Source organism: Actinokineospora enzanensis DSM 44649 (assembly GCF_000374445.1).
GTDB classification, from domain to species: Bacteria; Actinomycetota; Actinomycetes; order Mycobacteriales; family Pseudonocardiaceae; genus Actinokineospora; species Actinokineospora enzanensis.
The window spans coordinates 1-11,576 of the sequence record NZ_KB894416.1; the positions used below are offsets into that span (position 1 = coordinate 1).

Annotated in this window: 8 protein-coding genes; 4 read left to right on the forward strand and 4 right to left on the reverse strand. The window is 71.5% G+C overall.

What is annotated here, in order from left to right; translation table 11 throughout:
- Position 1 precedes the first annotated feature (1 nt).
- Together C503_RS0117560 and C503_RS0117565 are read right to left on the reverse strand one after the other, a co-directional pair.
- A complete protein-coding gene (locus C503_RS0117560; protein WP_051114864.1) occupies positions 2-883 on the reverse strand; it encodes an ABC transporter permease in 882 nt (293 codons plus the stop codon).
- A 101-nt stretch (positions 884-984) separates the two neighbouring features.
- The gene (locus tag C503_RS0117565; RefSeq protein WP_026316414.1) at positions 985-3,849 is read right to left on the reverse strand and encodes an alpha/beta fold hydrolase; all 2,865 of its coding nucleotides are present in this window, start codon (positions 3,847-3,849) and stop codon (positions 985-987) included.
- Positions 3,850-4,211: 362 nt separating this feature from the next.
- On the opposite strand from C503_RS0117565, the gene C503_RS0117570 reads away from it, so the two are divergent.
- On the forward strand, positions 4,212-5,285 hold the full coding sequence (locus C503_RS0117570) for a TerC family protein (RefSeq protein WP_018683529.1): 1,074 nt from the start codon (positions 4,212-4,214) through the stop codon (positions 5,283-5,285).
- Between the two features lie 125 nt (positions 5,286-5,410).
- Positions 5,411-7,345 (forward strand): S9 family peptidase, encoded by a 1,935-nt coding sequence (locus C503_RS0117575; RefSeq protein WP_018683530.1) that lies wholly within the window; start codon positions 5,411-5,413, stop codon positions 7,343-7,345.
- Positions 7,346-7,673: 328 nt separating this feature from the next.
- On the opposite strand, the gene C503_RS39740 is transcribed toward C503_RS0117575, so the two are convergent.
- Positions 7,674-8,450 (reverse strand): hypothetical protein, encoded by a 777-nt coding sequence (locus tag C503_RS39740; protein WP_018683531.1) that lies wholly within the window; start codon positions 8,448-8,450, stop codon positions 7,674-7,676.
- The gene (locus C503_RS0117585) at positions 8,447-8,674 is read right to left on the reverse strand and encodes a hypothetical protein (protein ID WP_018683532.1); all 228 of its coding nucleotides are present in this window, start codon (positions 8,672-8,674) and stop codon (positions 8,447-8,449) included. The genes C503_RS39740 and C503_RS0117585 overlap by 4 nt, the downstream gene beginning before the upstream one ends.
- Positions 8,675-8,988: 314 nt before the next feature.
- Here C503_RS0117585 and C503_RS0117590 point away from each other — a divergent pair, with 314 nt between their 5' ends.
- A complete protein-coding gene (locus tag C503_RS0117590) occupies positions 8,989-10,275 on the forward strand; it encodes a toll/interleukin-1 receptor domain-containing protein (protein WP_018683533.1) in 1,287 nt (428 codons plus the stop codon).
- A gap of 16 nt (positions 10,276-10,291) precedes the next feature.
- Positions 10,292-11,512, forward strand: coding sequence for an Rv0361 family membrane protein (locus tag C503_RS0117595; RefSeq protein ID WP_026316416.1), 1,221 nt, complete (start codon positions 10,292-10,294; stop codon positions 11,510-11,512).
- Positions 11,513-11,576 lie beyond the last annotated feature (64 nt).

Sequence of the window (11,576 nt, forward strand, 5' to 3'; positions counted from 1 at the left end):
ACTAGCTGGTGATGTCCTTGCTCCGGAACCGGCGAGCGGCCAACAGGCCGAAGATGGCCGCGAAAGTCACCGCCGAGAACGTCCCCTGAGCCAGGTTCGTCCAGTCGATATCGGTGGCGATGAGATCGGACCAGGCGAAGGAGAAGTGGGTGGGCAGGTAGTTCCGGAGATTGTCCAGCGCGGTGATCTGGTCGAGGATCTGCGACAGGATCGCGACCAGCACCGTGCCACCCACCGCCCCGAGCGGCGCGTCCGTCGTGACCGACAGCAGCAGAGCCAACCCCGCCACCCACAACAGGTTGATGGCGATGTAGACGACCGCGAACACCATCGCCAGCAACGCGTCCGAGAAGGCGATGGCGTCCCCGGTCGGACTGACCGCCTCGCCGGAGCCGTAGAAGATCACGCCAACCAGCAGGGCCACCGCGGGCAGCAGCACCAGGGCCAGCAGGGACAGCAGGCCGGAGGTGGCGGCCTTCTGGCGCAGCAGCCGACCGCGTGGGATGGGCATGGCGAGCAGGTACTTCAGGCTCGACCACGAAGCCTCCGACGCGATGGTGTCGCCGAAGAACAGGGCGACGATCATCGGGAGCAGGAAGCTGCCGGAGGCGAACAGGACGAACACCACGAAGTTCGGGGCGCTCGCCGTGGCCAGGTCGACGAAACCGCCCGATCGACGGTTGCCGCTGTTGGTGCCGAACTCGAACGCCGCCCACAGGATGAACGGCAGCAGCACCAGGAAACCCAGCAGCAGCTGCGTGCGGCGGCGCCGGAGTTGGCGGGCCAGTTCGACGCGCAGGGGCAGGGTGCGGGACTGGCGGAAGCCCTCGACCGAGCCGTCCGCGGCGAAGCCGGTGTGTTCGTGCGCGGCCGCGTCGACCATGTCGTCGATGGCGGCCGGGTCGGTGTGGACCGTGCTCACGTTGTCGGCGGTCGCGGCGTTGACCTTCCAGCTGCCCTCGACCGGCCGGTGTCCGTTGTCGTTCACGCCGGGGGCTCCTCTCCCACGAGACTCAGGAACGCGTCCTCCAGGCGGCGGCGCGGGCCCGCCTGTTCGACCGCGACGCCCGCGTGCACCAGCGCGGTCAGGGCCGCGGAGCGCGGGGTGCCGTCGAGATCGGCGTGCACCAGGTCGCCGTCGACGATCACCTCGCGCACGCCGGTGACACCACGCAGGGCCTCGGCGGCGGCCGCCGGGTCGTCGACCCGGAAGGTGGCCTCGCCGCCGCCCGCGACGATGTCGGCGACCGCGCCCGCGGCGACCAGCCTGCCGCGGTGCATCACCACCACGTGGTCGCAGGCCTGCTCGACCTCGGCCAGCAGGTGGCTGGACACCACGACCGTGCGGCCGGTCGCGGCGTAGCGGCGCAGCACCTCGCGCATCTGGTGGATCTGCGGCGGGTCGAGCCCGTTGGTCGGCTCGTCGAGCACCATCAGGTCCGGGAAGCCGAGCATGGCCTGGGCGATGGCCAGCCGCTGCCGCATGCCCTGGCTGTACGTGCGGACCTTGCGGTCGACCGCCGCGCCGAGGCCCGCGATCTCCAGCGCCTCGGCGAAGTGCGCCTTCTCCGGCGGGCGTCCGGTGGCGTCCCAGTAGAGCTGGAGGTTGGCCCGGCCGGACAGGTGCGGCAGGAAGCCGGCGCCCTCCACGAACGAGCCGATCCGGGACAGCACCGGGGCGCCGGAGCGGATCCGGTGGCCGAACACGCGGATGCTGCCCTCGGTCGGCTGGATCAGCCCCATGAGCATGCGCAGCGTGGTGGTCTTGCCCGCGCCGTTGGGGCCGAGCAGGCCGAGCACCTGGCCGCGTTCGACCCGGAACGACAGCCCGTTCACCGCCTTGAGCCCGCCCGGGTAGGACTTGGCCAGCCCGTCGATCACCAGCGGCACGTCGGCCAGGTCGGGGTCGACGTCGTCGGCGCGGCGGCGGCGCAGCAGGCCCCACACCACCACGATCAGGACCAGGCCGACCACGACGGCGATGCCGATGAGCGGGCCCGCGGGCGGCGCGGTGCTGGAGCGGGTGCCGGACACGACCGGCACGGCCAGGTCGGCGCCCGCGAGCGAGACCTTGTACGAGGCCGCCTCGGTCTCCGCCGCGTAGGCCTGGTCGGTGGTGGACACGACCAGCTCCAGCCGGTGGTCGGCCTCGACCGGGCGCACGATGCCGGGCAGCGACACCGCCACCTCGACCGGTGTGCCGTCGGCGGGCAGCGGCGGGGTGCGCAGCGCGGACACGGCCGAACCGGGCAGCGTGCGCACGCCGTCCGGGCCGACGTCGTAGACCTTGGCGAACAGCGCCGCGCCGGTGGACCCGCCCGAGGTGCTCGACACCCGCAGCCGAACCGTGGACGCCCCCGCGACCAGCAGCTGGGTGGTCATCGGCGCGCTGGTGAACCGGGCCGACTGGCCGGGCAGGTCGACCGAGACCCGGCCCGCGAGCCGGGACGAGCCGCCGATGACCGAGCCGAGGCCGGGCATGCTGCTGATGGCCGCCGGGTTGCCGCCCGGCGGGTTGACCACGGTCTGCTCGTCCCCGGTCAGCGGGATCCGCCGCCGCTCGGCGGGCTGCCCGCCCGTCAGGCCGGGGTACGCGCCGGTGCTGACGGTGCGCACGGACGGGGTGCCCTGGGCGCGCAGCGCGCCCTGCACGGCGTACTCGAAGCCGGTGCCAGGGTCGGTGCCGCGGTGGCGCAGGTGGAAGTCGAACCAGTCGGCGATCTCGCCGCGCAGCGCCGGGCCGGGCTGGCCGCCGTCGTGGCCGCCGGTGTACCAGACGACCTTGACCGGGGCGCCCGCCGCGGCGACCTGTCGGGCGGTGGCGTCGGCCTGGTCCAAGCCGAACAGGGTGTCCTGCTCGCCCTGCACGATCATGGTCGGCTGGGTGATCCGGCCGGTCACCGAGACCGGGGACACCGAGTGCAGCAGCGCGACGGTGTCCGCGTCGGCCCGGCCGGTGGTCGCGATCTGCGCGTACGCCTTGCACACGGCGTCGGTGAACCGGCCGCACGGGTCGCCGTCGCCCTGCGCGGCCCGGCCGCCTCCCCCGCCGCCGGACGGCGCGTCCGCGACCGGGCCGGTGCCCGCGGCCGCCGAGGAGCCGCCGCTGTCGTCGACCGAGCCGGGCTCGCTGGCGTCCGCGGTCGGGTTCGCCAGGCCCGCGGCGCCGGTGCCCGCAGCGAAGAAGATGCCCGCCCAGGAGCGCTTGAACACGCCGTCGGCGGTGTACGGGTTGGCGGCGACGGTGCCGCCGGGGACCGACGGGCCCGCCGAGTTCGGGACCAGGGCCTGCCCGAGGTCGTTGTAGGTGATCACCGGTGCGAGCGCGTCGACCCGCTTGTCCGTGCCCGCGAGCAGCAGCGACAGCGCGCCGCCGTAGGAGCCGCCGGTGACACCGACGCGTGGGTCGTCCGGCCCGTCCTTGGCCACCTCGGGCTGCTGGGCCAGCCAGTCGACCAGGCGGCTGGCGTCGGTGACCTCGTAGTCCGGGTCGTTGAGCCCGATGCGCCCCTCGGAGCGCCCGAACCCGCGCGCGGACCAGGCCAGCGCGACGAACCCGCGTTGGGCCAGCTCCCGGGCCTGCGAGTCGACGCTGTCCTTGCTGCCGCCGAACCCGTGCGCGACCAGCACGGCGGGCGCGGGGGTCTGTTCCGGCAGGTAGAGCGTGGTGTCGATACGCACCGGCTCGTTCCGGTCGGGCCCGCTCTGCAGGGTCAGGAACTGCGCGCGCGTGGTCACCCTGGCCGGGGTGTCGCTCGCGTTCAGCCAGACCAGCCCGGCGGCGGCCAGCACGACGACCGCCAGGACGGCGAGCACCTGGCGGGGTCTGGGACGGGGTATCGACGGCACGGGACCGACCGTATTGGAATCTTGCTGAGAGTGCCGCCAGGCATCCACAGGGCGGGGCGCCCCTGTTCGGGCGGTATCCGGACGATCACTGTCGGATGTGCCCGCCGCCGGGGTACACCTGGAGTGGGCCCGGCCTGCCGCCGGGTCTGTGAGCAGGGCAACCTCGGATCGGAGGACCCGGACTGGTGGCGCCGGGCGGAACAGGGAAGAATCGGACATCGAAAGTGTCGGAGGGGAGTATTCCTTCGCACCGGTGTCGTCAGCACGGACCACTCGCGGGTCCCGGGGCCGGTGGCCGGAAGTTTTCCGGCGGAAGAGACCTCCGGTTGTCGGCATGCGCCCGTACACCGGAGGTTTGACCTATGCTCGTCCCCGCCTGGGCCTGGTTCGTCACGATCGGTGGCCTGATCGCCCTGATGGCGATCGATCTGTTCATCGTGGACCGCCACCCGCACGAGGTCACCGTCGGCGAGGCCGGTCGGTGGGTGGCCTTCTACATCGGATGCGCGGCCGCGTTCGGCGGCGCGGTGTGGGCCTTCGCGGGCGGCACCTACGCCGGTGAGTTCTTCGCCGGGTACATCACCGAGTACTCGCTGTCGGTGGACAACCTGTTCATCTTCCTGATCATCATGTCCGCGTTCAAGGTGCCGCGGATACACCAGCACAAGGTGCTGCTGATCGGCATCCTGCTGGCGCTGGTGATGCGCGGCCTGTTCATCGCCGTCGGCGCGGTGGCCATCGCCAAGTACAGCTGGGTGTTCTACCTGTTCGGCGCGTTCCTGATCTACACGGCGTGGAACCTGTCCCGGCAGGGGCTCGGCGAGGAGGAGGGGTACGAGGAGAACGGGCTCACCCGGTTCGCCCGCCGGATCCTCCCGGTCACCGACACCTACCACGGCGCCAGCTCGTTCGTGCGGGTCGACGGCAAGCGGTTCGTCACCCCGATGTTCATCGTGATGGTCGCCATCGGCACCGCGGACCTGCTGTTCGCTGTGGACTCCATCCCGGCGATCTTCGGACTCACCAAGGAACCTTTCCTGGTGTTCAGCGCGAACGCCTTCGCCCTGATGGGGCTGCGCCAGCTCTACTTCCTGCTGGGCGGGCTGCTGCGCAAGCTGGTGTACCTGTCGGCGGGCCTGGCGGTGATCCTGGCCTTCATCGGCGTGAAACTGGTGCTGGAGGCGCTGCACGAGAACTCGCTGCCGTTCCTCAACGGCGGCGAGCCGATCGGGGTGTGGGTGCCGGACATCCTGGTGTCGCTGTCGGTCATCGTGGGCGTACTCGCCATCACCACAGTTGCCAGTCTCCTCAAGTCCAAGCGGGACGCCGCGCGGTCGGCGGGCGGGGAGCCCGCCGTGGAATCGACGGCACCGGATTCGCCGAGCGGCGATTCCGCCGCGAACGATTCGGGCACACCGGTCGAACACCGGCACTGATCGGTTCTCCGCCGGTTCGCGAACGCGAAACCCGGACCCCGACCCATGCACGATCGCTTTTCTGTGGACGAGTGGGAATATTCAAGGGGTCCTGAGGTTTGGCGAGCGTCGGGTACGGTCGACATGTGCGCCCAGAGGACATCGAACTGCTGGCGGCGCCCGGCGCGCCCGCCCTCCGCGCCGACCTGCTGCTGGTCGGGGTGGCGAATCCCGACCTGCGGGACAATGCCTATCGCGGCGGGCTGCGCCGGGTCGGCCTGGCGGGCGGCGACGTGCGCGAGTTCACCCGCGGCTACCGCGACTTCGCGCCCGCGATCTCGCCGGACGGCACCCAGGTGGCGTTCCTGCGCTGCGTGGACGCGACCAGCGCCCCCCGCCTGTACGTGATCCCGGTCGACGGCGGGGAGGCCAGGGAGCTGGCCGCGCCGCCGCTTGGCGCGGGCGCCCCGGCGTGGGCCCCGGACTCGCGGCGGATCGCTTTCGTGGCGCAGGTTCCCGAGCCGGGCCGTTACGGCACCCCGGACGCGGACGGGTGGACGCCGGACGGTTCGGCCGAGGCGCCGCGTCGGATCACCCGGCTGGAGTACCGGCTGGACAACATCGGGTTCCTCGGCGACCGTCCACCGCAACTGTTCGTAGTGGACAGTGCACTGCCCGACGCGGAACCCCGTCAACTGACCGACGGGCCGGGTGAACCATCCGCGCCCGCCTGGACACCCTCCGGTGACCACGTGCTGGTCTGCGCGAAGCGCGACTGGGGCGCGACCGACACGCTCAACATCGACGTCTACGCCGTGCCCGCCGCGGGCGGCGAGCCGGTGCTGGTCGCGCGCAGCGAGGGCTCGGTGGAGCACCCGGTCGCGCTGTCCGACGGCACGGTCGCCTTCCTCGGCGATGCCTTCCCGGGCACCAGGAGCGTGGCACGCAACCTGGGACTGTGGACTGTCCCGTTGACACTGGACGGCGCCCCCGGCACGCCGCGCAGGCTCACCGACCCGGAGACCGTGGACTGCGAACCCGCCGCGGGCGCGCCGGTGGCGACCCCGGACGGCCTGCTGGTGGCCGTGCGCAACCGCGGCGCGGTCGAACTGCGCCGGGTGTCCCCCGCCGCCGACCGCGCGACGCTGTCCGAGCTGGCGCTGGTCGCGGGCACGCAGGCGGTCGTCAAGGGCTTCGCCGCGGACGGCGACCGGGTGGTCTGCACGGTGTCCACCTGGGACGCCATGGGCGAGGTCGAGCTGGTCGAGGACGAAACCACCCGACGGCTGACCGACTTCTCCGCCGCCGTCCGGCCGCTGGTCCGGCAGCCGATCGAGATCAAGGCATCGGCCCCGGACGGGTACGGCACGCACGGCTGGCTGGTGCTGCCCGAGGGCGACGGCCCGCACCCGCTGCTGCTGAGCATCCACGGCGGCCCGTTCATGTACTACGGCTGGGGCCTGTTCGACGAGGCCCAGGTCTACGCCGCCGCGGGCTACGCGGTGGTCATGGCCAACCCGCGCGGCTCCGCGGGCTACGGCGAGGCGCACGGCCGGGCCATCGTCGAGGCCATGGGCACCGTGGACGTGGCCGACGTGCTGTCGGTGCTGGACGCGGCGCTGGAGCGGACCGACATCGACCGCACCCGGGTCGGCGTGATGGGCGGCTCCTACGGCGGCTGGATGACCGGCTGGCTGGCCGCGCACCACGGGCACCGGTTCCGCGCGGCGTGGAGCGAGCGCGCGGTCAACGCGTGGGACTCGTTCGCGGGCACCTCCGACATCGGCTGGTGGTTCACCGAGGCCTACTGCGGCGGCGACCCGGCCGTGCACCAGGCCAAGAGCCCGCTGACCTACGTCGACCAGATCACCATCCCGTTCGCGGTCGTCCACTCCGAACACGACTGGCGCTGCCCGGTCGAGCAGGCCCAGCGCATGTACTCGGCGCTGCGCAGGCGCGGGGTGGAGACGGAACTGCTGCTCTTCCCCGGAGAAGGCCACGAGCTGAGCCGCTCCGGAAAGCCCCGCCACCGTAGGCAACGCTTCGACGCGGTCCTGCGCTGGTGGTCCCGGCACCTGTGATCAGGTGCGGCCCGGGGGCGGCGTAGGACCTCGGGCCGTTCGCAGCCGGTGGGCGAGGGCGTTCGCCCACCGGCTGCGAACCGTATTGTTTAGAGTCCCGCCACCCACCCCCTCGTCCCCACCCGGCACGGTTCCCGGCCTGGCAGGAGAATCGCCGCTTTGGTGGGGAGGTCGTGGCGGACGACGAGGAAGAGGGGTTAGCGCCTGGCTTTGCGGTAGCCGTTGCTGTCGCATTCCCGCTGCCTGCTCCTTCCCCGGCGCCCATCGTTCATCCCCGTTCGGTGTCGCAATCGTGTGGAGTGAACGGGTGGGCGCGATGCGAACGGGGCTAGGGGATGCGGTCCAGTCCGGGTAGGACGTTGGCGGCGGTGGCGTGTTTGCGGAAGGTCTCGCGTTGGGTGGTGGGCAACTTGCCCACCGCGGTGGTGAGGCGGACCATGCCTGCCTGGTCCAGGTGGTGCAGCAAGGGGTAGAGGTCCGCGGCCAGGTCGTCGGCGGCGGTGGCGAAGATCTTGGCGACGGCGGCGAGGCGGGTGTCCGTGATCAGGGCGAACAGGGTCGGGATGCGGTCGACGGACTCGCTGTAGACGGCCGTGCGCAGGAGGGACTCCTCGTCCAGGGCGGTGACGATCGCGCGCAGTGCCGCGTCCGGGAGGTCGCCGACGAAGCGGCCCATGGTGATGTGGTCGTGTCTGCGGACGAGTTCGCCTGCGACCTCGACCATGCGGGAGACCGGGAGCAGGACCAGCACGTCGGCGGCGCGACGCGGGTCCAGCTGGGCGGCGACGTCGGCCAGGAAGTCGACCGGCAGGCGGCCCGCGAGGTCGACCGCGCGTTCGGGTTCCAGCACGCCCGCGACCCGGGCGGACAGCAGCGGGCCGAAGGTGCGCTGGGCGATCGCGGCCGTCAGCGCCGACGGGACGAGCCTGCTGGCCGCGGCGATCCGCTCGAACGCGGACCGGTTGGCCGCGAACAGCACCTCGGTGGCGCGCAGGCGGACCGCGCGGACGTCGGCCGCGGACAGGTCTGCCAGGTAGTGGAAGCGGGCCGGGTCGGCGCCCAGCAGGTGGGCGAGCTTGGCGATCTCCAGCCGGGTGGCGCTCACCGGCCGACCACCCGGCGCACCAGCGGCCGCAGCAACCTCGGCAGCTGCGCCAACGACGCCTCGGTGGCCGCGGACAGCTGCTCGGCCTGCCGGGCCCGAGCGGTACGCAGGGCGGCGGCGAGGTCACGCAGCGCGGCGTCGTCGAGGGCCTCGACCGCGGCGGGCAGCGGGCCGCGGAACCGTGCGCGCAGCTCGGCGACCGGGTCGCCCGGTGCGTCGGTCAACCGCGCCTCCTCCCAAGTGGACTACCCCACGGTAGATCAATCCGGGCAGGCCCGCCGGGGAAAGCGACTTCGCATCGAAGATTACTGTCCGTATTCAACCGGAAGCGAACAGAAGGGGCGGTATCCACCCGATTCGAAGATCATCCGGAAAGTCTCTGCCGAACCTGTGAAAACAGGCCCTGCCTGCACAGTTGATGTACATGAACCGATTCCGCCAATCCCGCACCAGGGTCTTTGGTCCCTGTCGAGACCCGGGTCGTCGACATAGCGTGCGTGCACCCACGAACTACTGCCAGTGAACGCGAGAAACGAGGATGCACGTATTCATCAGCTATGCCCGACGCGACCAGGCGTCGATCTCCACCCTGCGCGCGGACTTCGAGCGGTTCGGCAACCGGGTGTGGTTCGACCGGGAGAGCCACGGCGGGCAGGACTGGTGGGCCGACGTGCTCAGCCACGTGCGCGGCTGCGTGGTGTTCACCTTCGCGGTGTCGCCGGACTCGCTGCGCTCCCGGGCCTGCCTGTCCGAGCTCGGCTACGCCCGCGCGCTGCGCAGGCCGATCCTGCCCGTGCTGGTGCGCCCGGTCGACCGCGAGGCGATGCCGGACGGGCTGCCCGCGCCCGTGGACTACGTGAACCGGACCGAGCTGAGCGTCATCACGCTGCGGAAGGCGCTCAGCGCGCTGCCCGCGGCCCGGCCGCTGCCGATCCGCCTGCCCGAGGAGCCCGAGATCCCCACCTCCTACCTGAACGCCTACCTGGCCCGCATCGACGCGCCGGAGCTGGACGAGGCCGCGCAGATCGAGCTGGTGCGCCAGCTGCGCGACCGGATGCGCAACGCCGACGAACGTGCCGATGTCTGGGACCTGCTGGTGCGCCTGCGCGACCGGCCCGAGCTGACCAGGCGGGTCGCCGACGTGGTGGAGCGGGTGCTGGCGCCGGGCTGGCAGCCGGACCCGCGGGAGCTGTTCGACGCGCGCTACTGGGACGGTCAGAGTTGGACGACGCTCGTTCGGCAGCAGGGGCGCGAGTTCAACGACCGCAACCTGCCACCGCGCGTGCACGCGCACACACTTTCCAGTACCGGTCCGTTGCTCCCGGTTATCGAACCTCCCGCCAGGACAGCCGAAACCGCGCCGACGCCCGCGGCCAAGCGGCGGCCGGAACCCCGGCTCAAGCACCGGCTGCGCACGCGGGCACCCCGGCGCCGCAAGGTCATCGCCCTGGCCGCGGGGGCCGCGGTGCTGCTCGGCGGCGGGGCGGTCGGGGCCGTGGCGCTGCTGAACCAGGGCCCCGGCGAGGACTCCGCGATCCGGATGGCACGCAACTTCGTGGACGCGGTGAACACCCGCGACAGCAACGCCATGCAGCAGTACGTGTGCGCGAAAGATCGAACAGAGAACGCCCACCTGTATACGGCGTTCCTCGACGCGGCTAACGTAACGCTCGAAAGCGTGGACGTGAGTGGGTCCGACCCCCGGTTCAACGTCCTCGCCACACGCACCGTAGGAGCAACCTCGGTGCGGTTGAGGATTCCGCTCGTCGTGGAGAACGACGAGTGGCGAGTGTGCGATATCAGCCGGGCACTGTCGGGGCGCTGATCGCGGAGTAGCAAATATGCAGGTGTTCGTCAGCCACGCCCCGTCCGACCGCGACATCGCGGCAGGCCTGCGCGCCGACCTGGCCCAACTGGGTCGCCAGGTCTCCCTCGACCGGGGTGAGCCGGTCGGTCCACGCTGGTGGGAAACGGTTCTGCAGCGGGTCCGCCGCTGCGACCTGTTCATCCTCGTCGCGTCCCCGGACGCGGTACGGTCCCCCGGCTGCCTCACCGCGCTGAGATACGCGGTGTCGTTGCGCAAACCGTTGCTGGTGCTGTCGGCCGGGCAGACCCCACTGCCGCCGGAGGCCAACGGCGCGCCCCGGTTCGACCCGGATGGACTGTCCATCACCGAACGCATCCCCAAGCTGCGCGGCGTGTTGCTGTCGTTACCGACCGCTCCCCCGCTCCCGGACCCGTTGCCACCGGACCCGGCGGTCCCCTATCTGGACCCGTTGCGCGAACGGCTGGACGAGGCCCGGTTGGAGCCGTCCGAGATCCGGGAGTTGCTGCGACAGTTGCGGTTGCGCCTGCGCGACGAGCACGAGCGCGCGGCGGTATGGGGTCTTCTCGTCCGGATGCGGACGAGAACCGATCTGCCACAGCCCGTCGCCTCGGAGATCGAGAAGGTTCTGGCGCCCGGGTGGCAGCCGGATCCCGAGCGGCGGGTGGAGAAGCGCTATTGGGACGGTCAGGCGTGGACGACGCTTGTCCGGCATGAGGGACGGGAGTTCAACGAGCGGCGGGTGCCGCCGCCGGAGGCCACGTGGTCCGGCGATCCCTCGCCTGCGCGTCCTCGGGCCGCTGCCGCCGCTGCCGCGCCGATGACTTCGGTGGCGCCTGCGCCGGTGCGGACGCGTCGACAGGTGTCGGCGCCTCGGGTGTCGCGTAAGCGGCTGATGGCTGCAGGCGGCGGGGTTGTTGTCGTGGTGGTTGCGATAGTGGTGGGTGTTTCTCTGTTTGGCGGGGCATCTGGTGATCCGACGGCTACCGCGCGGAAGTTCGTGGACGCGGTGAACGTCAGTGACATCAAAGCGTTGGAGCAGGTCACCTGTGAGCGGGATCGGGATCAGGCTTCGGTGTTGTTCTTGCAGTCCGGTCTGCGGTTGACGCTGGAGCGGGTGGATGACTCCGCGGATCCGCCCACGTTCACGGTGCTGGCCACGGACGCGGGAGCCAGCACTATTCGGCGGACTTATCCGGTGGTGGAGGAGTCCGGGCAGTGGCTGGTGTGCCAGTGACAGCAGGCCTTTGGCTTGCGCTTCGGTTTACCGGGCTCCTCTATTTCTCGAAATTGTAAAGATT